We start from the raw sequence: 24618 nt of genomic DNA on the forward strand, positions 1-24618 counted from the left end.
ATTCAGATCCTGTTAGGGGTTCTGTGTTCCCCGTACGCACGGGGCTAAACCGGAAAATTGCCGGAACCATTTGATAAAGGATTAGTGTTCCCCGTACGCACGGGGCTAAACCGATCGGGCATGCGGTCACCACTTACATTAGCAAGTGTTCCCCGTACGCACGGGGCTAAACCGGCGCTCCAGCGTTACAGGTGCACATTGGTGCGGTGTTCCCCGTACGCACGGGGCTAAACCGTGCCTGGTACAATTTCGCCAGGGACCACGGGCGGTGTTCCCCGTACGCACGGGGCTAAACCGCGCTATCCACCATTGACCGGCTAAAACAGGAAGTGTTCCCCGTACGCACGGGGCTAAACCGTAATTTAACAGCGCTTCGATCCAATCCAGTAACGTCTTCCCCGTACGCACGGGGCTAAACCGCAATACACATTGTACGTGCGGAAACACGAGCCGTCTTCCCCGTACGCACGGGGCTAAACCGGTCAACTCACGTGTGGCGCAATATCCAGCTGTCTTCCCCATACGCACGGGGTCAGCCGGGTTTTGCTTTCTTCTAGCTTATTTTTAGAGCTTTTGCTTTATAGCTGGCTATTTGCTGAAAAACCAATACAATGTCGCGCTCATTTTTAGGTACATATTTAGGATAGATATGAAGCAGTTACCTTCTTTGGCCGGTTTGACTTTGTTGTTGTGCGGTACGAGTGCTATGGCGGAGCAAGTTCAGGCGGTAAATTATGATTATGTTGAAGCGGGTTATAAGCGTCACGGTGATCAATCCGACTTTTCTACTGGCGGTATGCAATTAACGGTCAGTAAACGTGTCGACGAGTTTTACTTTGAATTGAATGCTGAGCAGTTCGAGAGAACTGTCAACCAAGTTAATACTGCTGAAGGCTTTGAAACTTTCCATACAAATCATGGTGTTGAACTGACCAGATATCGTGTGGGTGGCGGTTTTATCTTTGATTTGGACAGCACTTCATCGGTAGATGTTGGCTTACTGCACGGTAAAATGGAGATCGATTACCAAATTGAATATTTGGCTGTTCGCGATGATGGCTTGGGCTCGATAAAGCACCACTCCAGTGGCAGTTTAGATACAGATTTATGGGACCTGCGTGTTCAATATCAGAATGTCTTTTCAAATAATCTGACCCTTAAAGCAGCAATTGGTTATGAGTATCTGTCAGGTTATGCGCCTAATAACCTTTACGGTTTAGTGGCAGTGGGTTATCACTTCAATAAATCCTGGTCAATGAATACGGAATATCGTTATGCAGATGAGTTTCGTAACTGGGGTGTAAACCTGCAGTACGCGTTTTAATCGCTTATCAAATGAGGTCAGCCAGACCAGGCTGGCCTGCTAGTCGCATTCGTTTATCTTATGATTCAGTGATTATCTGGCCATTTTCATTCAGCTTTTCTTCTTTTAGCCCTGTTAACTTTTCCATATATTTTTGTCGCGTTTAAGAAAATGGGTCTGATGAATTTAAGCTCATGGTGATAATTTAGTTTGTGTGTTGGATGGCATATAGACTCAGGTCTGATGTGGAGTACGAGGGTGTAAATTAAAATAAGATAGCAGGGTGATACCCTGCTATCTTAGTATGACAATACTTGTGTTAAGCCATTGCGTTACTTCAGTTCTACCTGCACTTCAATCCATGCGTCGGGCGTGCCCACAGTCCCGCCTTTTCGGGTTGGTGTGATAGTAAATCCGCCCCAGTGATCGGTATAGCTTTGACCTATGATCAGCTCTGAGTCGGTTTGGTCATCGCCCCACCAACCGGGGGTTTTGGAGCCCGGAGTCATATCCAGCAGATAGGAAGTGGTTTTCCAGAATCGCTCATCGGTTTCATTTTCAAAATAGCCTTGTAAGTTAATCAACACGCCGTTTTGCGTATCGGTATATCGGTCATGAGACGTGCGGTATTCCAGCCAGTACGTATATTTGTTATTGCCAGACTTTAAACGCAGGCCTATATATCCTTGGTTGTTAGCGCCCTGGTCAAAAGCATAGATACGGTAGGTACCCGAGGCATTAATCACCGGTACTTCGCTGTCGGTTAGCCAGCCAAAAAAGTGTTTGTACAGCAAGTTGTAGGCTTGTAAGGAGTGTGCGCCCATGCCCATCATGCTGTAAACATTGCCATAGTTCAGGCTTTCTGTGTCGTAATCACCCACGCCTATGATTTTACCCGGGCCTGCCTCCAGTGCTTTGGCGTGGCGCAGCCCGAGTGCGTGTCCCAATTCGTGCGCAACCACGCCTGTAGTGTGGTGGTAAAGCGAAATACTCGGCGGCGCAGCGCTGGAGTTAAAGTTGCCTACCTGGGGTGCCACCATCATCACCACCTGAGCATTGCCCGGGGCATCCGGGTCAACACCCAGCGCACGGATCTTGCTTTTCCACAGTGCGGTCCAGCCATGGAAGTCGTTGTCATAGGTGCTCTTAGGCTGATTGATGTCAATGACGGGCGTACTGGTGTCGTAAGTGACATTAAAGCGGCCATAAGACTGCTGATCGTAGTAAGTGGTAACACCTTGTAAGTCACTTTCCATGGTCGGCCATGCCAGTGGGGTGTCGCTAAACTGAAAACGGTACACCTGAATATTGACATGATCGTATGGGTATCCGTCGTTGCCTCCCGGGGGCTCTGTTGGTGGCTCCGTAGTATCTGTGGTTCGACAGGTCGTGGCACCCAGATCGACCACAATAGAGCTGCCGCTGTGGCTGCCATCCAGTGTGATATAGCCCCAATACGAAGCGGGGCGTTTCAGCACAATACATTCTTTATTGCCCGGTGTGGAGGAACTGGGGTCGCTGCCGTCCAGCCTGGGCCAGCCACCACTGCGGGCATACATGCTGAGGTCGCCAGTGCCGTATGCGGTACTGATGGCAACGTTGTCATAGTTATCCAAATTTGCCACGCTCAGATAGGTACGCGAGCTGGCTGGCAGGCAGACGGTTTCTCCATCTTGCAACGTCCTGCCGGTGAAGGGAGCAGAAGTGGCGCATTTATCTTCCAGCTGGGCTGCGATAGCCGGCCCATTGAGCAAAACAAGCAGTGGTATACACCACGTGTGTTTAATCAGATTCATCGTTCTTTCCTTTACAGTTGTTGTATTAACCGCATGTATGCGGTTTAGAGTTGGCCAAGATATGCTGTGCTCTAATGTACTTTTAATCCTTAATTAACAAGTGGATAAATAAATACTTTGGCACGTGTGCAAATCCAAACCTGTGTCTTCTGTATGTAAAATAAACAGAAGCGAAGTAAATATATTATATTTTATACAATATTCAAGTGTTCATTGATGTTTGCCGGCACTGCCATGGCCTGAGAAAAATAAAATCAAAAAAATGCTTTACCACAACTTAACTTGAGGTTTTATCTTGGCTGCACATTAATAAAGGAGTCAGGACATGAAACAGTTCACGGTTAATCATTTATCGTTTAGCGCGCAGGTACTGCGTTTGTTCAATGGCACAATGCAAAACAAATAAGGAGACACGTTATGTATCTGGAACATGTAAATCTGGTTGTTGACGATATCGAGCAGATGTTAAATTTTTATAAGGCTGCTTTTCCACATTGGCGTGTACGCAGTGAAGGAAGCGGCAGCTGGCATGGTAAGCCCAGAAACTGGTTACATTTTGGCGATGATTATCATTATCTTGCCTTGAGCGATCACGGTGAGGGTCGTAATCGGGAGCTGAGTGGTCATTCGGTGGGGCTGGCGCACTTTGCCTATGTGGTACAGTCGGTTGACAGGGTGGTTGCACGCCTGGTGCAGGCCGGGTATTCAGTAGATAAACAAGGGACACAGCATCCGCATCGTAAGAATGTGTACTTTATTGACCCGGCAGGATTTGAAGTGGAATTTGTTGAATATCTGAGTGATATACCCGCTGAGCGTAACAGTGATTAATATTTCGATAAATCGGTACGAGACTTTACAAAAAATTTACTTTATTATCGGTGGTCAGAAAGGGTTCTATCAGAGGCTGCCGGGATGGCGACGGTCAACATCATTCCAAAACCAGATTGGGTGCTTAATCATCAGCATCAGCAGTTGCATAGTGGTCAGCGCGTAATTTCGCTGGATGACAAGCAGTATGCGCTGCTGAATTTGCTCATGACGCATGCCAGTCAGGATGTGACGAAAGAGCAGATCTTTAACACTTTATGGCCGGGCCGGGTGGTGAGTGAAGATGCCATTTATGTCACTGTGAATGGCCTGCGTAAGTTACTGGGCGACAGCGTTAAACAGCCTATTTATATTAAAACGGTGTCAGGGGTTGGTTACCGCTGGGTGGGCCCAAAAATAGGCGAAGACAAGCCTTTTTTCTCGGGGGGTGTGATGATCCTGGTTGCCATTTGCTTGCTGGGTGTGGTGCTGTTGGGCAGCCAGTTTCGCGGGTTGTCGACACCTGAGCCGATGTCACCCGAACAGGCTGAGCAATTTAAAAAAGCACGCTATTTACTTAATCACACTCCCGATGCCATTGATCAGAGCATTGCTTTGTTGCAACAACTGACACTTAAGCGCGCCGATCTGGCAGAGCCACAAGTCTTGCTGGCAGATGCGTATTTACGTCAGCTACTGGACGACCCACAGCGTCACACTCGCAACCGTAATCGTGCCAATGCTTTGCTCCAGTCGGTGTTGGCCAAATCACCCAAACATCTGAAAGCCAATTTATTAATGGCTCAGCTGATCATGCTAATTGACTTTGACCCGCACGCTGCAAGTCGTTACTTCAGGGCTGCATTGCCTCATGCCGAAGGGCATCACTGGTATGGACAATACCTGCTGGCGAGGGGCAATTTTCAGGGGGCGCTGGAACACATTGAGCAGTATAGATTGTTAGAGCCCAAGGGGTATTCCAGTGAGAGCGTGGCCTGGGTCTACACCATGAGTCAGCGTCACGAAGCCGCGCTGGATGCGCTGCTAAAATTGCAGCCTTACAGCGACAGCAATCGCTTTTATCATACTTGTTTACGCACAGTGTATGAGCAACTGGGTGAGTACGAGAATGCGTTTGCACAGATGAAGTGGGTCATGCAGGATGCGGGGTACAGCCCGCAACTCATGGCACAGGTCGAATCGGTATTCGCACGTGAGGGCTTGCCCGGCGTTTATCGTTGGCTGTTAACCGAAGATCCTGTGCGTGCAGAGATTGGTCATTACACGCCGCCCATTTCATTGGCGCGTTATGCGGTTATGGCAGGTGAGCCCGAAATCGCAGTGACTTACCTGAATCGGGCTTTTGAGGCGCGTCAGTACGCCGTGCTATGGGCGGCAGTGGATCCGGTATTTACGCCGTTACACGATTACCCGCCATATCAGCAGTTTGTCCAGCGACTGGGGATCATTGCCCACTAAGCACATAATACCAATTTCACTTAATACCTGGTCTATTTGAAGGAGCAAATAGGACGCTAACAGCGTTAAAAATTTCTCATTTAGAGCAACTAAATAGCAAAATTTTTGCCTTGTTATCGACCCTATTTTCTCGCCTCAAAATAGACCACTTAATTAAGCAAATTGGTATAAAAAAAGCGCCCGATGGCGCTTTTTTACTTAACCAGCGCGGTTTAACGCACCTGTCTGGCACGGTTGCGAACTGGCAACAGCAGGACCATGGCCATCAGTAGCCAGGCCATACTACCACCTGAACCACCCTCGCTTTTTGCAGCGTTGGTTGTACTGCTGGTATTGCCAGTACTTGACGTGGTGTTTTCGTCGGTTTTAGTCTCTGAGTCTCCAGTGTGATTGTCCTCGTTGCCATTATCCTGTTCACCATTGTCTGGGTTTTTTTCAGCGTCTGAATCGTCACCTTGATCAATGATTTGCTCTGACACGTCAAAGTGCAGGACATGAGTTGCGATGGCGCCGTGCACATTAACTGCACTGAAAGGCAATTGATATGCACCAGGCTCTGCGAAGGTTATAGTGAGGGTGGATTCAGACAAAGTCATCTCTCCTGCTACGCCATTGACTGCGACTGCCAGAGCGTCGGTAACCAGGGTTTTCAGATCCACTGTGTGTGATTCATTTTGCGTGACCTCAATCAGCAGGCTGTCTATGGCCTGGGGACCCGAGACATAGCTATTGAGCACTGAAAAAGTACTGGTTCTCTGATGGCTATCCATGACATCAATCGCTATCGTCGTGTCGTACAGCTCGGTGCCGTCAAAGTGCATAATGCCTTGTTCGGATAAGGTCAGACCCGGTGGTAAATTCTCCGCTGAAAATGTCAGTTTGCCCTGCAGTGAGGCGTTAAAAATCTCATTGAGGTCAAATTCTGCTTCAACACCCTGTAACGTGGTGATGTCCAGCGTATCGGAAAGTGGTTCTAAGGCTTCACCTATAAAGACACTGCCCTGACCATAAAAATGTAATAGCTGATCTTTTGGTAGGTAACTTCCCTCGTAGCCGTTGTAGTCCCCTATCTCAATGAGGGGCTCATCAACCGATGCGTCAAATACAAAAACCTTGTTGTCACCTTGATCGGCTAAAAGCACCATTTGCGTGTCACTGAGTGCATAGGGTTGCGCAATCAATGTACCCGGTAAGCTGGCTTCTTCAATGAGGGTGTTGTTTTCGATCTTGAATATCTTGACTGCGTTGATGTACTGATAACCGCGTTGGGTTTCAACAATCAGACGATCATTGAGCATATAAGTCGCTAAGTTTCTGTCGAAAATATCGCCTGAGTCGAGTGGACCAAAAGGAATGGCAATGTCATAAGCGAGCTCATCGCCCGTGTAGTTATAGCGCACCAGTTGTTTGTTGTCTCTGTCGAACAAATGCAACTGGTTATTATGATATAAAAAGTCGACGTCGGTATAGCCATAATAATCGAACTCAATATTGATGTTTTGAGTGAATTTATGGACAAACCCTGTCTGGGTTTTAGTAAAGACTGACAGGGAACTGCCGTCAGTCAGCATGAATTCTGTCTCATTCAATGCAATGGCTTTGAACCAAATACCGAGTGACCCACTGTCGCTCAAAGTGAGGTTACCTCTGAGTGTGCTTAGCGTTTCCTCTTCACTGCTCACACTGTAACGGGTAAATTGGTCGTTATGCAATGCCACCACTTCTTTACCCAGGGTCAGCCATGCCTTGCATCGGTATCTACATTCGGGGGTGAGTGGACTTTCAAGCGGGCTGTCAGATACAAAGGTCTGGCCATGCTCAGGTGTTAAATGGCTGTGGGTTAGTAAAGTACCATTGTAGTTCAGGCTGCTGTGCTCCCCTAAAGGCAGATTCACATGGTGGTAGCCTGGTGATTTGATGCGCCCTTGCTCTTGTGGGCGGGTTATCTTTTTAATGTCATTAATATTGGAGATATCGGCGACACTAAGGCCCTGGCCAGGCATAAGTAGTTTGTCTCCGTCCGCGCTGATATCACTGATATCACTGATATTGGTGACTTCCGGGCTACAATCTAACTCTGTTGCCGTATAAGTATTGGCATCGTTTAAGCTTAGTGTGTATAAGCAGTTTATATCCTGAGCGATTAAACGTTCCGCAGTCGGGTGAATATCACCTACTCTGATGTTAAGCCCAAACAAATTCTGGTGAGGGTGCGATGAGGCGGCCGTCACGCTGTTGTTTTCGTCCAGCTCTAACATTATGGTTTCTGACCAGTAATGTACCAATAAGCGGTTATTAATGGTGTCCAGCTGGGTTGCAATACGGTTATGGCTTGTAAATTCAAAAGCCAGTTCCTGCTTTAGTTCAAATTCTCGTGTACCTTCCTGATAGAGGTAAAGTGTTTCTGGAGAGATTGCGACCATTAGCCCCTGCTCTGGGTAGTTATGAAACGCAAGGTTATGAGAGGAGTTTTGGTTATTGAACGTTAAACGGCTGTGTTGTGAAAAGCTGTTGTTGGCTTGATCCCAGGCAAATACAGTGCGCACAAAGGTGCCATCTTCTCTCTGGCCGTACAAAATATAGTGACCATCCTGAAAATCGAAATCGACAAATGTCAGTTCTTCGGGCGTCTTGTTAAAGCTAATCTCCGATAATAACTCTAACGAAAAGTCGGTATTGATCTGCCAGATTTTTGCAACTTCGTTGGTTTTTTCAATCGAGAGCAGTTTTTTACCGTCGTCAGATAGCTCGTACTCAACAACTGTGTTTGTCGGTTCAACGAAGTATGACTTGGGGTACTGGCGTTTAAAAGTGATGCCCTGGCTATCGACATGATAAAAGGTGTTACCTTCTCTGCCCTCTTTAAACAGGGTGTTCCCGCTAATTTTTGACACCCCACTAGAGGCTTCATAATTTGTATATTCATGTTCAGCTGCTTTGTAAACACTGAGCTTGCTGACATCGACTTGTGCCTGAGCCTGCTCTATTGCACCGAATATAAAAAGCATGCCAAAAATCAAATACTGCATTCAAATTCTCCAAGAAAAATCCGGCGGCATTCTACAGCATGCAGAAAAAACATCCAATAAAATGGTTACGGTGATACTGTCCGCGGACTGTCCGTTGTCCGTCCGGGATTGCAATTTTAATTGTTAAGATGTTGATTTTATTGTAATTAAATTTGGTATGTAAACTGCAACCAGTATTCATGACGACAATACAAATAAGTACAATACAAAGGATACCGATATGTACAAAAGTACCACGCCCGTTTCTACCAGAATTCCTGAACAGCATAATAAGGGTGTAACTGCCTGGTTCAGACGTCAGTTAAGCTCTTCACTGGTTAAAGCCGTGGTGCTTATGCTGGGTACCCAGGTTGTTCAGGCACAAGAGTCGCTGGGACATTTCTCTAAGCGATACAGTGCTGAGCAAATTCAGGCGGATATTGACCAATGGACGCACTGGGTGCATGCCACGCACCCGGACCTGACGCACAGCATTGATGATATTGATGCATTTTACGCTCGGATAGACGCACTGCGTGACACGCTGGATAAGCCGATGACAGGTGAGCAGGTATGGCGTGAGTTTGCCAGCCTCAACGGCATGATGGCGGATGGTCACCTGAGCATTGGAGATGGGACCAATGCGCAGTGGCGAAACTGGGTCGCGCAGGGGATAACTTTGTTTCCGTTTGAGGTATCGGTGAGTGAGCAAGGGCTGAATGTTGTCAGTGAGCTGGGCGGTGCACCATCGGTTCATGAGGGACAATACATCACTGAAATTAATGGCATACCGACGACTGAAGTGGTCGCTGCCTTGCTGCAACGGATTGAGGGCGACAATCTAGCGTTTCGCAGTGCTTTACTGGCTCGCCGGTTTGCCATGACTTATCGGCTGACGTATGGCGCTACGGACGCATTTACGCTGACGTTCGGCACGGGCAAGACAGTGCAGATTGCTGCACTGAATAAGGCACCCAAAAGTATCAAACAACGCACTTTCGACGAAAACTTCAACCTCAAACTGCTCGACAACCAGCAGGCTGTTTTAACCATCAAGCAGTTTGGCTGGGACGAACCGGATACCTATTTTCGTTTTATGGCGGATACGTTTGCTCAGCTGAACAAAGCCCAGATCCAGCATTTGATGATAGATATTTCTGACAATACCGGGGGAGATGACGTTTTCTGGAAACGGGGCATCCTGAATTATATTGCCACTCAACCTTACCGCCATGGCTCGACCTATCAGGTGCGAATTTTACAGAAATACCGTGATCCAGGTGAGGTTGTCGGCTCCGTCTTGTCAGGGGAATTGACTAAGATGACACAGCCAGAAGCGGATAAAAGTGTGCGCTTTAAAGGTAAGGTGAGTGTGTTGACGGGGCCGCTGACCTACTCATCATCCGTACTGTTTGCAAATACCATTCAGGACTACGGCCTGGCGACTTTGGTTGGCACGCCAACCGGTGGACGCAGCTCGCAAAGTGGTGGGATCCAGTTTCTGACGCTTAAGTATACCGGGATACGTGCCGTTGCACCGCGCTTTATCCTGGACCGTCCGTCAGGCAAACAACAAATGACGCCAGTACAGCCGGATACTGAGATCGCTCAGCAGGGCCTGAGTAAAGCCCAGTGGTTGGCCAGAGCGCTGAGTGCATCCCGCTCTCTTTAAGAGCGGTTATTCCGTCATTGAGGTGTCCTGTTTAAGCGGCCAAAATGGCCGCATTTTTGATCTCAGAGTCTGATGACGCGTGTTGTTATTATTGTTTGCACAATCTTGCGTGATGATATGATGAAAATAGTAAAAAAGACCAAATTGAGTTTGACCTAAACTTAACTTGAGGAATTAGTCTGACCGCAATAAAAATAACGATACTAGGGAAAAATATGGATATAAGTAGTTTACCAATGCAGTTGTCGCGATTTACGCCTTTGGTCTGGGTGATGTTGATTGGCAATTTCTTTGTTCGCGCAAGTTACTATATGGTGTGGCCGTTTCTCGCAGTAATGCTGTATGAAAGTTATGGTCTGAGTGCCACTGAGGTCGGGCTGTTATTGACGGGTTCAGCCACATTGGCCGTGTTTTTAGGATTTTACACCGGCAATCTGGCAGACCGGTTCGGCCGTACCAAAATGCTCTATGTGGCGGTGTTGGTCGGGGTCGTGTCATTTACTCTGCTGGCTCTGGCCAATGCGTTGTGGCTGTTTGCCGTCGCAGTGTTTCTGGCTTGTATGCCACGTACACTATGGGAAGCACCAAGCAAAGCCTTGCTGACTGAAGAGCTGGCTAACCCCAAAGACCGGGAGCTGGCGCTTCACTTACTGTACTTCTTGGTCAATGTGGGTGCAGCGCTGGGTCCGCTTTATGGTCTGTGGGCGGGCCTCAATGGTGAGCAATTCAGTTTTATATATACTGCGGTGTCTTATCTGGGCCTGCTGGTGGCTTTGGTGTATTTCCGGCCAGCAGGGGAGAGCACTGCGCAAATTACTCAGTCTGCGCCTAAGTTCTCCCAGTGGCTGAAAATACTCAATAAAGACAGCACCTTTTTGGTGGTATTAGTGGCAACGACGCTGGTGTATTTCGTTTATGCGCAGTGTGATACCAGCCTGGTGCAATATCTTACCCGCGCTGAAGTCCCTGAGCTTGCCTGGTTGATCTCGGCGGTGATCATTACCAACTCCACCGTGATCATTGTCTGCCAGTTTCCGTTATTGCACCTAATGCGAAATTGGCGCATAGAGCACAGGCTGTATCTGGGCGGCGCTATCCTGGTGGTCTCGCAAGTGATGATGGCCCTGAATGATGTGCACAATACCTGGGGCTGGATAACGGCGATGATTGTGCTGAGCCTGAGCGAAGCAATTATGTTCAGCAATATCAATGTGTATGTAGACAGGTTGGCGCCGGATAACCTTAAGGCCAGCTATTTTGGTGCGGCAGGTTTGTGCTCATTAGGATATGCGTTTGCGCCCATTTTAGGCGGCCTGGTGCTGGATTTATCGAATGGGGTAATGTTATTTGTGCTGACAACGATTACCTCCTTCGCGGCCCTGGCGTTTTACAAAGTGGCCGAGCTTAAGCTAAAAGCCACTCCTCGCACAGTGTCTGAAGTGTAAATAGCCAGAGCGGCTGCAACGTGCAGTCGCTCTGTTTAATCTAATGGGATTGAGGAAATGAGTTAATGTTCCTTGCGATTACTCTGCGCAGCGTTGTAGTGGGGGACACTCCTCAGATTCACGTAATATCCTTGAAAACCCGTCGAGCATATTGGTTATCATACTGTCCGACAAAGCGCCTTCGACATAATGCCAGTGCATCACCAGATTCTCACCGGATTGCACCGCCACGATATTGAGTGGTACCCGGCGTGAGACTCCCATGTTTTTGATCACATCTTCCTGATCGCCATGGTCTTCGGGTTGCAGCGTAAAGCCATCAAAGTCGAGTGCCAGCAGTTGATTGCTGTTGGTGATGTAATTGAGCTTAAAGTAGGGCAGATACTCGTTCAGCGTAGGCTGGGCAATAACCTGGGTGAACTCGGGCACACATTCATTGTAGATTTTGGCCACACCTGATGCGACTGAGGCGCTGAAATCAAGCGTTTCATCGGGCTTAACCAGCAAAGGAGCAACTTTATACAGCGGCCCTATCATGTCACGGGTTTCCCGGGAAGTACGACCGGTGAAGGTCACCGCCATCAGGATCTCGGGTGTCATCAGGTGTACTGAAAATACCTGGCACAATGCCCCTATCAGTGACTGGATCTGGCTGACCCCGTTTTGTGTGGCGGATTGCGCGAAGAATCCTGTCAGCGTGCAAGATTGGGTACGGTATAGCGATGGAGTCCAGAGCGCACCGTTCAGGTGTTTGAACCTGGGATAAGGTGAATGGCGCTTAAACTCGGCCTGATAGTCACTGACAATTTGCTTCCCCTCAGTTGATGCGAAGAAACGCTGTTCCTCCCAGGCATAGTCAAAAAAGTCCACCGATTGTGCGTCGGGTGTGTTGTCTGCATGCTGATCATAATACCGCTTTAGCTCACTTATGATATTAATGTTGGAGACAGCATCGGTGATGATGTGATGAATGTTTAACAGCAGATACAGCTGTTGGTGTCCTAAGGTGAGTAGTTGTACATGGATAAGCTCACCCTGTTCGAGCGCAAAACGATGACTTTTTTGTGCACTACAGCGTAATTCAAGCTCATCAAGTGCTGCTTGTTGGTCCAGATGGCTCAGATCGATGTGCTCAAATGGATTGCTCACGTAGGCGTCATTGCTGCAACACCACAGCGTATCATCGCGCATTTCAAAGCGGCTGTTAAATAGCTCAGTGCCTGACACCAGTTGCGCAAAGGCCTGACGCATGCGGCTCGGGCAAACGGCGCCCTTTACTGCAAAGCACTGAAACATATTGTACAGATTGCCCTGTTGCCACTGTCGAAAAATATTACTTTGTGTGGAGGTTGCTGGTGCACTGGTTTTGCCCAGTTTTCTGACTTTCTGACCTGTGGCGGCAGACATTGAAGACGATGCCTGTCCGGCCTGAATAAAGGCAGCGATAGTCGTTACGCTGGGGTTTGCAATAAAATCATCGGTATTCAGCTGCAGACCAAAGGTTTCAGACAGATGGGTCAGATAAATAATGATACTCAGCGAATCCATGCCACAAGTACGCAGATCCTCGTCCAGAGTGCGGGGGTGAACACCGCATTTTTGCGCCAGCACCTCTAAAACCTGTTGCTCAACCTGATCCCTCTGATGGGAATGCTGAGCCTGAACAGGGGGACTGGTCTGCTGCATTTGCTCAAATTCGGCCAACAGCGCTCTGGTATCGACCTTACCATTGGCGGTTCTTGGAAAGCTGTCGAGTGGCACCAGGGTGTCCGGAACCAGCCAGTTGGGGGCGTCATCGAGTAATGTTTGCCTGACATTTAATGCACTCAGGTCGGCACGGTGGCCAGATAAGGTGACAAAAGCCAGCAAGCGCATAACACCATGGCTGCGGTACGTAGTTGCACAGGCATCTGCTACACCATCAATGCTCATGAGCAGTTTTTCTACTGTTTTAAGGTTAACAAAGCGGCCGCGAACTTTGACCGAGTCATCTTCCCGACCGCTGAACAGCAGCCGGCCATCGGCTAACGTGGCGATACGGTCCCGGCTGTTGAAAAACAGGCCTGGATCGGCGGGCGCTGGTAAGTGTACAAAACGCTCAGCACTGAGTTGTGGTGCCTGAATATATTCGAGTGCCACGCTGGGTCCGCCAATATAAAGGGTTCCCTGATTATCACCGCTCAGCGCATTATTTTGGCGTATTGCCAGTTTGACATTGCATATGGGCCGACCGATGGGCACTGCATCGCCATTGGCCAGTGAGGCCAAATCATAGACGCTGTGTTGCGTAACCACATGTGTTTCGGCAGGACCGTATTGGTTGATCAAAGTAGCGCCTGAGCGGTTTAAAAAAATACGCACCTGCTCGCTCATCACCATTTGTTCTCCGGAAACAATCACTTGTTGCAAAGTGCTAAAAGCGTGCTCGCTGAAGCTGGCTTGCGCTGCCAGAATGTGTAGCAGGCTGGGTGTCACTATCAGTCTTGAAATCCGGTTGGTGACGATATTATCGAGAATATTGGCTGCTTCTTTTCGCACGTTGGATGTGGTGAGATGCAACGTGCCGCCACAACACAAGGTGGTGAGTATGGTCTGGATAGCCACATCAAATCCGAGTGCTGTGGTGTTCAGCACCTGTGCCGGGGCTGATAAACTGGGGTCCAGGCGGTGGTGCAAACACAAGTTTGCCAGGGTGCGTTGTGCCAGCATAATGCCTTTGGGGACACCCGTAGTCCCTGAGCTAAACACCAGATAAGCCAGTGAATCCAGGCACACAGTATGACCATGTGCGTCGTCAGACGAGCGATGTGACACATCAGCAAAAGACTCTATGGTGACAACCTCAAACTGGCTGAGTGCACTGGCCCAGAGAGGGTCGTCGACAATGACACAGTCCGCTTCGGCTCGGGTGAGTATGTCTTGGGCATAGCCGACTTCGGCGTCGGCATTCAAGGGGACTATCACCCGGCCTGTGTGTAAGCACGCCAGCATGGTTGCGACCATTTCAGCGGTGTGCTCCATCAGGACCGCCACATTATGCTGTGGTAAGGTGTTTGCGCGTAGCCAGCGAGCAATACTTTGCTGGCGTTCCTGCAACCACTGATAACTGAACGCCCGACCTTGGTGATCACGGACGGCGATGGTTTCAGGTGTTTGCCTGATCACCGCATCAATCATCTGGGCGGGCAGTTCTGAGGGGGTCAATGGCTGTGCTTTACCCCGCATGATGTGCCATTCCGGCTGAGAGGGGGTCTTTGTAGCTCTGTTAAATTGCAAGGTTTGTTGTGCCCCCTGATGCAGCGCATGCGCCAGTAATTCGCTAAGCTGTTGTAAATGTGCGGACGTAATGTACGCCGGGTTGGCACTCAGCATGACTTCCATGGTGCTGTGCTCGTTGTACACCAGATTTACTGATATGGGGTGAGCATGGTCGGATTGCACCAACATTTCACTGGCCAGGTGCACGTCTTCTATATTGAGTAATGCACCGGGGTTGAGGTAATTGATCATCACGTCATATACAAGAGTGCGGGCACTGGCTGACACCGCTGCGCATTGATTAATTTCGCCAATGGGCACCTGACTTTTTCTGAATAACTGGTTGAAGTCGGCTTGCAGCGTTTGAACAGACTCAACAAAGGTGTCTGCGGCTGGCGGCACGATTTGTGGCAACACTTTAGATGACATGCCATAACTGTATTGGTCTCGGCGCTGATGATTCAGAGCGTACCCAACGACCACGGATTGTTTAAAGTGATGCTGATAAAACTCCCCCAGCAGATGAGCAATGTAAACATGGAAGCCCACTTTGTGCTGCTGGCAGAGATCTATCAGGGCATCTATCTGTGTGTTGGGTACCGAAAAGTGTGTACTCAGGGTATGCTGGCCCGCCTGTGCTGGTGGGATATAGTCAAACATAAAGTCAGGTAAATTTTGTAGATATGCCTGCCAGTGTGCCAGGTGGCGGGTATTGTGTTTGTGGGCATTATCGTAGCGCATTTGCGCCAGCTCTTTGGTGATTTCCTCGACTGACATGGACAACATGGTCAGCGCCTTACAAAAGAGTCGGTACAGGCTCAGTCCATCGAGCAGGATATGGTGTGCAATCAGCACCAGATAGTATCCGCCTTGTGCAGCACGCCTCATGGCAATGCGGATCAGGGCGCCATGCCTTAAATCAAAAGGGCGTTGTTTACACTGCTCGGCGAATACTCTGGCCTGTGCCTGATCTGCAAGTTCCGGTGTCATATCTATGTCCAGCTCGCTTTCACCGCACAGGTGGTTAAATACTAAGGTCACTTGCCTGATCATGTCCCGGGCACAGATATCACCTTGCAGATGAAACAAGCCTCCGATGTGGTACTTCAGCGTGTCGGGATTCAGTACGCTGTCGGTGGCGATTTGTAATTGCTCATGCACCAGTTTATGGCAGCCCAACTGTGATATAACGCGAGATTTAAAGGCGTTCAGTGACTGTTGTTTGGTTGTTAACTCATTCATTTCAATATTCCTTCTGTGGCCTTGCCCGTTTAGTAACTGCCTCCAGAACTGCCTTATCTGGTCTAATGTGTCGTGAAACGGTGCCAAAATGTTGCCAAAGCGCTCGTTCGCTTTGCCTCTTTTAAAGCTAGAAAGGAAATGCGCAAAGAATGTGGAGCTGAATAAATTATTTCATATTTTTGTCACTAAAAGTGTTGGTTTAATACCTAAATAATAATTAAAAGCATTGAAATCAGTTGCTTATTGGCTTTTCGTGGAGTGATGTGAAGGCATGAGACGAGGCGTTAAGGATCTTTAAGAAGGTTTCAGAGCGTTTTCAGGATCTTTGAGCGCGGATTGCGCCACTGTGATGACAAATCACACAAGGAGAACACCATGAACTTAATTAAAACACTAAAACAGCTTGGATTGGTCAGTTTGTTGGCGACCGGACTCAGCCATGATATCGCGCAGACAGCCTTTGCCGCTAGCGGCGATTATCTGTTTAGTTATCAGGTTAAAGGAGAGAACTGGGGAGGCATAACACTGCGCGATCATACGGCTTACTTTGGCAGTGATGATGGCCACCTTTATGCGTTGAATGTGAATCAGCCTAAGCTGGCCTGGTCGTATAAAACCGACGGTTTGGTGAGATCTAAGCCCACGATAAAACATCATCAGATCTTCTTTAGTAGCGATGATGGCTATTTATATGCACTCAATCGTTGGCAGGGTAAGTTGTTATGGCGCACCAGTCTGAATGATGCGGACGTACAGCGCATTTTGCCTGCTAACCATGCACCGTGGGAATTTGACTACAGTAAATCCAGTGCTTTGGTTCAGGGTAACAAAGTCTTTATTGGCAGTGGTGATGGTCACCTTTATGCCATCGCCAGATCGTCCGGTAAGGTGCTGTGGCGTTTTAAAACGGAAGGTAAAATTCGCGCTACACCTGTGCAGCATCAGGGGCTTGTATTTATCAGCAGCTGGGATGGATCTGTCTATGCGCTGGATGCGAATACAGGTGAACGGGTTTGGCAATATGATACGCAGGGGGCGTTGACGTCCAGCCCGGCCATTGTCGATGACGTACTGGTGATTGGCTCCCGTGACACCCATTTATATGGGCTTGACCCACTCAATGGTGAATTACTGTGGAAGCAGGCTTATCCGGGTGGCTCCTGGGTGGAGTCGTCGGCAACAGCGGCTGCGGATGGTGAACATTTTTACATCGGCAGTTCAGATTCCAATTTACTCAATAAATATCACGCCCAGAGCGGTGACCTGATCTGGCAATTCGAAACTGGAGGATGGAGCTGGGGCCAACCAGTTGCCCAAAATGGCACTGTGTACATCGGCGCAACAGGTCATGATGAACCAGGCTGGTTTGCAACCCAAAGAGGCTTTTTTGCGGTCAATGGCCACACAGGTGAGCAGCAATGGCAGTACCAGCCTGAGAAGATTAATGGTTTTGTTCATGGTGGTGTTTACGGTGCGCCAGCGGTCGGATATGGCAAAGTGATCGTGCCGGATTTGGATGGCTATATTCATGTTTTTGAAGAGTAACTAAACATAACTGCAATCAACTTAGAGCCCTGAGCATATATCTCAGGGCCGATTTTAATCCACGCAATATAAGGGACGGGTTTAGTCATGTTGGGCGTTACTTTGCACTGAGGTCCATAGCAGACTACGCTTTGTGGGTTATCGACTGAAGAGTTCTGCTAATGAAAAGGCTTTTTTTCATTGGTGTGGTGGTGTTATTTCTGACAGGGGGCGTCGGGTTTGCAGGTGCCTCGCCAGAACATGAATACACCGCTTTATTTGAAAAAGGCCTACGTCACTTTAAAAAGTTAGACACCAAAAAGTGGCCCCTGTGGGGGGTCTACCAGATAGCGCAGGATGAACGCGGCCTGATCTGGTTCGCCACAGATATGGGCATATACCGGTACGACGGACACACCTTTAAACCTTTCAATCTGGATGTTGATGATCAGACCAGTATTGCCAGCAATCTGGTTAACGGTTTCTGGATGGACAGCCAGTCCCGATTGTGGTTATCACACACCTCAGAAGGGATCAGCATCTTCAATACGTTAACCGAGTCTGCTGTTCGCATTAATGCAGCGAGTGCGCCGCCAAACGGCCTTACTGGCAATGGTGTGGTTGCTATTGAGGGAAATAATCAGGGCACCGTTGCGGTGTCCAGCACATCCGGGCTGGACCTGATCTTCGAAGACAGTCAAGGGTTTAATGTGCAAGCCGTCACCCTGCAAGGTGAGTGCGGTGCTGAGTTTAGTACTCAATACATACATACGTTGCACTGGCAAAATGCACAAACGCTCTGGGTTGGGGGCGATTTTGGTTTGTGTGAACTCGCCATCCCAGGCAGAGCAAAGGTATATCAGGCACGGCAAATTGCAGCCCTGGCTGATCTGCCCGTCAGATCACTCACTTCAGGTAACGGGATGGTCTGGGTTGGCACGGCATCAGCGGGGATGTACCGCCTCAATACAGCGGAGGATACACTAACTCAAATTTCAGACAGTGTGTCTGAAACTCCTGTGGATGTTGAAGATTGGTTGCAGGTGTCTGATCAGGAAATATGGGCTGTTGCACTGCGTGTGGGTATTTTGGTGATAGACGCACAATCATTGCAGGTTAAAAGCATTATTCATACAGAAGCTGGGTTTACGCATGCTCTGGCTTCTACTAACCCAAAGTCGTTGTTTCGTGATGCCGCTGGTGTGATCTGGATTTCGACATGGGGAGATGGTGTGTTTACGCTTGACCCTGTACATACTGCGATTAGGCGGTTGGTTGCGGGGTCCTCTCTCAGTAAAACGTTTAATACCAACAACATCCGTGCCATTGCCGCACTCAATAAGGCCTATCTGGCGTTTGGGACCGTGGGCGCGGGTATCACCTTGTATTCCTGGCTGGATAAAGACTTTGCTCCGCTAAAAACTGGCACTGAGCTGGATGCGGCCACTGTATTTACAATTCGCACAGGGCCTGACGGGCAGTTGTGGGCTGCCACAAATGTCGGGGTGTTTGTGATTGAACCGGCCACACAAAAAGCAACCAAAATGTCGTGGCAGTTTGCTGGCAGCGCCGTCAGACGCATGGCGTTTTCGACAGATGAGGCATTTTTGAGTACCTCAGACCATCTGTTTCGCGTCAGCCTGGACGATTTTTCAATAGAAAAAATTGAGACAATTGGCAATGAGACCGCCTCATACAAAACATTTTCAAATGTGTTACTTACAGACTCCGAGGGTAATTTGTGGATTGCGTCGCGAGCGGGTTTGTATGTGCTGCGTAAAGGAGCGCAGGCCTTGCTGGCGGTTAATGAGGAAGCACAGACGGCCAGCGGTATTAGTAAAGCCGCGACTTTCGGGGTGGCATTTCATCCAAATGGCCAGTTAATCGTGACCAATGAGCTACTACAGGGGTTTTACTATTTGGATACTCAAACCTGGCCTGTTCAGGCCGAGCAGCTGCCTTCTGAACGTGCGGATGTGCGAGCGGGTGCCAATATTTGGGTTGATCAGCGTCAGCGCATCTGGAACGACAGCAGTATTTATTACCCTGAGTTATCGCGCTGGGACAATATCAATTCAGCTTTGGGTATTTATGCGCTGTGCTACGGCGAAGGTGGGCATCTGGTCGACCAAACTCTGCTGCTGATAGGCTGCCCGGACGGGGTGATCATGTTTGATACACAGCAGTGGCAACCCTGGATGTTTCGCCCCAACATTGCGATTACGAGTGCAGAGGTGAATGGTGAGGCACGCATTATCAGTGACACACAGTTGGATCTGCCACCCGCCTCTAAAAATTTTACGATTCAGTTCAGTGCATTAGATTATAAAAATACCGAGGAGTTGAAGTATATGCATCAACTCCGTGGTTTTGATGAGCAGTGGCAGGATACCAAAGAGCGCCGCGTTACCTATACCAATTTACCACCGGGGGAGTATCAGTTATTGGTTAAGAGTACCAATGCGGTTGGAAATTGGGGTGAGGAAAAAACACTTCTTCAAGTCAGGCAGTTGCCTGCATGGTATCAGACTCACGCATTCTACTTAGGAGGCGTTTTACTGTTGCTGTTAGGTATCTGGGGTATCGTCAGATTCAGAGTGCGTCGTTTGCAACAGCAGACACACCTGCTGAACAGATTGGTGAAAGACAAAACCCGGCGATTAGAGCAATTGGCGGAGATAGGTAAAGAGCTCACCACATCGCTGGACTTAGATGAAGTGATGGACATGATGCATGAAAAAGTGACCAGTTTACTGCATTGTGATGTCTTTTTAATTGCCGTGGTTGATCATGAGCAGGATGAACTGCATGTTGCAGGTTGTTTTGAAGATGGTGTGCGTCAGGCAAGCTTTTCCTATCCTTTAGACGACTTGTCGCGGCCGGCCTGTTGGTGTGTGACACACAAAAAAGAGATATGTGTGTCCAGTCAGGACGCGCTGCAAGCGTTGCTGGGTCAGTCTCTCAAGCCCCCGGTGTTTGGCAGCCCGACCGAATCCATTATCTATATTCCACTTTGGCTGCAAGATGACGTGATTGGCTGTATCAGCGTGCAAAGCCATCGTAAAAAAGCGTTTCGTAGTGTTGATCTGCAAACGCTTGCGACCATTGCGAGCTATGCTGCTGTGGCAATCGAAAATGCGCAGGCACATGCCGATTTGATTAATGCGCAGGAACGCTTGATAGAGTCTGAAAAGCTCGCTTCATTAACCCATGTGGTTACTGGTGTGGCGCACGAGATTAACACGCCACTGGGGATTGCATTAACTGCGATAACCGGGTTGGGCGCAGGCGCTAATAGTATTTTGCAGAAACTGGCAGAAAATAAGATTAGAAAGTGTGATATCAGCGACTTTGCCCAGTTAAGTCTTGAGACGGAATCTCTGACACAAAGCTCACTGGAGCGCTGCTCGCGGCTGGTCCAGGACTTCAAAAAGCTGTCAGCGGAGCAAAGCGTATCGGAACCCAGAGAGATCCAGCTTAAAACCTACCTGCAAGAGTTGATGCAGGCATTTGAGTTTACTCTGGCGCAAAACAGCATTGCGATCGAGGTCTTTGGAGATGACCCAAAACTGATGACCGATCCTGGGGTTATCAGTCAGATAATCGGTTGTTTGATTAACAATGTGGTTGCCCATGCCTTTGAGTATCAGCCGGACATGCCCGCAGCACAAGACAAGCGTGTTGATATCCAGGTTAGTGCACAAAAAAACCAGGCAACCATTATGTTTAAAGATAATGGCGTGGGCATAGACGAAAACATACAGAAACAGATTTTCATACCCTTTTACACCACTAAACGTGGCAGCGGCAACACCGGCCTGGGACTCAATGTTGTATACAATCTGACTAAATCCGCATTAGGGGGGGAGCTTACGGTGGAATCAGAAGACAACATGGGCACGGTTTTTTTGATCACCATTCCGATGCGCCAGGCATCGGGTTAACACATTGTCCGGTTTCCTTGCCTGCTCAATTTTATGCCAGTCAGACGTTTGTGTATGGCAGGCTTGATAAGCCATTGCCTCGTGTAACAAACTTGATTTTCCCCTTTATCTGGCTGGAAGAATGCAGACCATTTGTCCTGGCCGAAGAGGTTGGGTGACACTTCGGTCACTGAAATGGATAAAAATGACATTTTTCATAATGGGATATTAAATATTGTATACAATTTATCGTTGAGCTATAGTCGTACCGATCTTCAATAAAAAGCAATAAATAACAACAGGAAATTCGGTATGTTAAATTTTCGTAAGTCAGCGGTGGCGCTGTGCGTTTCTATGAGTTGTGCTGTTCCGGTTTATGCCGAGCAGCAAGCATCTGAAAATCAGGACATGGATGTGGTTGAAGTAACAGGCTCACGGATAAAGCGTGCAGATCTCGAAGGGGCCTCTCCTTTGGTGACCATTACGGCCGAAGACATTCAGATGCAGGGTCATGCCAATGTCTTTGATGCGCTGAGCGCAATTTCGTCAAACAGTGGTATTTTTATAGGTGAAGCAAACTCTAATAACTTCAATGCCAATGCCCAGGCGCTCAATTTACGGGGATTTGGCTCCTCATATTCCCTGGTGTTAATCAATGGTCGCCGTATTCCGGTATTACCTAAACCCTCAGGCACCGTGAGTGGCAACGTCACAAATTTGGCTACGATCCCCAGCGATGCGGTCAAGCGGATTGAAATTCTCAGCGGTGGCGCCTCTGCTATTTATGGTTCGGATGCGGTGACCGGGGTGGTCAATGTGATTTTAAAAGATGATGTTGATGAATCCACCTTAACGTATCGTCGAGGTGATACCAAAGATGGAGGCGGTGCTTCAAATAAGTTGAGCTTTACGACTGGCGGGTCTTTTGGTGATACCAACTTTACCCTGGGACTGGAACTTGACCAACGCAAACCCATTCATGGTGATGACCGAGACTGGTTTGATGAGCCGACTGATGGCCCGGATGAAACTCGCCATGGCCTAACTCAGGTTATGTCTTACTGGGCGCGATATCAGCCGGATCCTTACATGCTAATCGACATTGAAGATAAGTGTGCTGCAGTCGGATATGAAGCAGTGTACAACGCCAATCGCACGCCGTTCAAACAAAATGACTCCGACACGGATACACCCCATTATTGTGGTGATAATACCTATAACACTTACACCGTCAGGAATGACAGGGACCGCAGCTCTATGTTTTTGCACCTGGACCATGACTTGAATGCCGACACAGCCTTGTATGCGGATATCATTGCCATGAAATCCGAGGGGGAGGCAGGGATCTATCGATATAGCTTCAAAGCTGACTATGACGTGCGAGGTGAGTTAACCGATGGGGATTCCTGGCTGGGCAGCCGTCATTTTTATCGCACTTTCAGAAGTCATGAAGTACCCACGTCTAATCAGGTCTTTGATGAAACATCACTGACTTTCATCACCGGGATCCGCGGTGTGATTGCGGGTGAATATGATTACAGCGTGAGCTTTTCTGGCGGTCAGTATGACTATGAAGACAGTGTCGTACGTTTTGATGATCAAAAGATGCTGGCGAAAATTTTCGGCGAAAAAGGCAAAGACTGGGATCAACCCTGGGAAGGCAGCCGCTGGGTAACGGTTAACGCAAGCCAGCTTAACAGCGACTACACCCCGAAAAATTTCGATATTCTCGGTGAGCTGACGCCAGACATGTTCAATGATGTTACGCACACCTCAGTTGGTAAGGGGGATTCTTCCATGTATAACCTGGCATTCGAGTTGTCGGGTACCCTGATGGAGCTGGATAGCGGGCCTTTGCAGTTCGCAACTGTGGCTGAAATTATTCAGGAAAGCTATGAATTTATCACCGATCAGCCAACAGTAGATGGGGATATTTACGGTTGGAGTGGGATCCGGGGTAAAGGGGAGCGTGACCATTACGCAATTGGGTTTGAGCTGGCTATCCCGTTGCTGGATGAAAGCAGCGGTGCTGGTAAACTGGATGCAACACTGGCTGCACGTTATGACCATTATGACGATAAATCCGATGTAAATGGTGCTGCCACTTATCAGTTTGGACTGACCTGGCGGCCTATGGAAGAGTTGATGTTACGCACAAACTATGCAACAAGCTTCCGTGCGCCGGATATGCACGTGATGAATGCTGAGCGCAGTTCGTCCTTCGCATCGGGCACTGATTTTTATGAGTGTGCAACCAAAGAAGGGCTGACTGCTGGACAGGGGTGGAAGTTCTGCTCTGAAGATTACGGTTCAGGTAGCGTTCGCAGATACACAGAAGGTGACTTATCGCTTAAAGAAGAAACGGGTTACAGTGCCAGCATTGGCATGGTGGCTGATATCACCGATAACTGGTCAATGACCCTGGATTTTTACAAGCTTCACCTGGAAAACCAGATTGGCGTGATGACTATGGATGGTTTGTTCCGTTATGAGGCGGAATGTTTGCTGGGCTTTGGCCAGTTTGATAGCAACATAGATAAAAACTCCCCGAAGTGCCAGGATGCCCTGTCGCGCGTTCAGCGAGGCGGTCCAAAGAACGGGGTCACCAGCGTGTCGACCATACCTTATAACATAGGTTTCCGGCAGCAAACCGGTGTTGATTTCAGCACCAGCTATAAAATCGACACTCATGAATTTGGTACTTTCAAAGCTAAGCTCGACTACAGCCATATCTTTGAATCACCGTTCCGGTTCCTGCCTGAAGATGAGGTGGAGGACATCCGAGATTTGCCATGGAATAACACCTTCCGGACCAAAACCAATCTGACACTGGGCTGGCATAAAGAAGCGGTCTCAGCCTCTTTGTTCATTAATCGTTTGGGTACGTCGCCTGTTGAGGACGCAGAGCAGCCAGAGCGCTATCCTGCCTGGACTACAGTGAACCTGAAAGCGGGCTACGATGTCACTGAAGACATTAGTTTGTCTCTGAGTGTGGTCAATTTGTTCGACAAAAAGCCGCATCAGCATGAATCTGAAAAGTGGTGGCCATTCGCCGATATCAATAAGTACAACCCGGTCGGTATGGAGTATTTCTTACAGGCCAAAGTTCGTTTCTGAGCGCTTATTTCCCCCAGCCCACTTGCGCATTGCGCGCAATG

General features: G+C 48.6%; 11 protein-coding genes and 1 CRISPR repeat array. Of the genes, 8 read left to right on the forward strand and 3 right to left on the reverse strand.

All coding sequences use genetic code 11. The features are described 5' to 3' along the window. The first annotated feature begins 23 nt into the window (after window positions 1-23). Window positions 24-481: direct repeats of the CRISPR family, unit length 29 nt; unit sequence GTGTTCCCCGTACGCACGGGGCTAAACCG. A gap of 168 nt (window positions 482-649) precedes the next feature. Beyond that, the gene (locus IY568_RS21365) at window positions 650-1324 is read left to right on the forward strand and encodes a hypothetical protein (RefSeq protein WP_194868613.1); all 675 of its coding nucleotides are present in this window, start codon (window positions 650-652) and stop codon (window positions 1322-1324) included. Window positions 1325-1635: 311 nt separating this feature from the next. Here IY568_RS21365 and IY568_RS21370 read toward each other — a convergent pair whose 3' ends face one another. Continuing rightward, on the reverse strand, window positions 1636-3099 hold the full coding sequence (locus IY568_RS21370) for a collagenase (RefSeq protein ID WP_194868614.1): 1464 nt from the start codon (window positions 3097-3099) through the stop codon (window positions 1636-1638). A 417-nt stretch (window positions 3100-3516) separates the two neighbouring features. Here IY568_RS21370 and IY568_RS21375 point away from each other — a divergent pair, with 417 nt between their 5' ends. Both IY568_RS21375 and IY568_RS21380 read left to right on the forward strand, forming a co-directional pair. After that, window positions 3517-3930: a VOC family protein gene (locus IY568_RS21375; RefSeq protein WP_194868615.1), complete on the forward strand. Its 414-nt coding sequence runs from the start codon at window positions 3517-3519 to the stop codon at window positions 3928-3930. An 84-nt stretch (window positions 3931-4014) separates the two neighbouring features. Next, a complete protein-coding gene (locus tag IY568_RS21380) occupies window positions 4015-5388 on the forward strand; it encodes a winged helix-turn-helix domain-containing protein (protein ID WP_194868616.1) in 1374 nt (457 codons plus the stop codon). A gap of 212 nt (window positions 5389-5600) precedes the next feature. Here the strand turns inward: IY568_RS21380 and IY568_RS21385 are convergent, their stop codons facing one another. After that, complete coding sequence (locus IY568_RS21385) at window positions 5601-8417, reverse strand: hypothetical protein (protein ID WP_194868617.1); 2817 nt, start codon at window positions 8415-8417, stop codon at window positions 5601-5603. A 220-nt stretch (window positions 8418-8637) separates the two neighbouring features. Here IY568_RS21385 and IY568_RS21390 point away from each other — a divergent pair, with 220 nt between their 5' ends. After that, window positions 8638-10068 carry a S41 family peptidase gene (locus tag IY568_RS21390; RefSeq protein WP_194868618.1) on the forward strand — a complete coding sequence of 477 codons (1431 nt, stop codon included), beginning with the start codon at window positions 8638-8640 and terminating at the stop codon, window positions 10066-10068. Window positions 10069-10283: 215 nt separating this feature from the next. After that, window positions 10284-11513 (forward strand): MFS transporter, encoded by a 1230-nt coding sequence (locus IY568_RS21395; RefSeq protein WP_194868619.1) that lies wholly within the window; start codon window positions 10284-10286, stop codon window positions 11511-11513. Window positions 11514-11591: 78 nt separating this feature from the next. On the opposite strand, the gene IY568_RS21400 is transcribed toward IY568_RS21395, so the two are convergent. Then, complete coding sequence (locus IY568_RS21400) at window positions 11592-16013, reverse strand: AMP-binding protein (RefSeq protein ID WP_194868620.1); 4422 nt, start codon at window positions 16011-16013, stop codon at window positions 11592-11594. 375 nt (window positions 16014-16388) lie between these two features. Between IY568_RS21400 and IY568_RS21405 the strand changes: the two genes are divergently transcribed. The 3 genes from IY568_RS21405 (at window position 16389) to IY568_RS21415 (ending at window position 24577) form a co-directional block, all read left to right on the forward strand. Further along, window positions 16389-17558, forward strand: a complete 1170-nt coding sequence (locus IY568_RS21405) for a PQQ-binding-like beta-propeller repeat protein (protein ID WP_194868621.1) — start codon at window positions 16389-16391, stop codon at window positions 17556-17558. Between the two features lie 161 nt (window positions 17559-17719). Then, a complete protein-coding gene (locus IY568_RS21410) occupies window positions 17720-21481 on the forward strand; it encodes an ATP-binding protein (RefSeq protein WP_194868622.1) in 3762 nt (1253 codons plus the stop codon). Between the two features lie 291 nt (window positions 21482-21772). Continuing rightward, entirely contained in the window at window positions 21773-24577 is a 2805-nt protein-coding gene (locus IY568_RS21415) for a TonB-dependent receptor plug domain-containing protein (RefSeq protein WP_194868623.1), read from the forward strand. Window positions 24578-24618 lie beyond the last annotated feature (41 nt).

This window comes from Pseudoalteromonas sp. PPB1, from assembly GCF_015356275.1.
Classification (GTDB): domain Bacteria; phylum Pseudomonadota; class Gammaproteobacteria; order Enterobacterales; family Alteromonadaceae; genus Pseudoalteromonas; species Pseudoalteromonas rubra_D.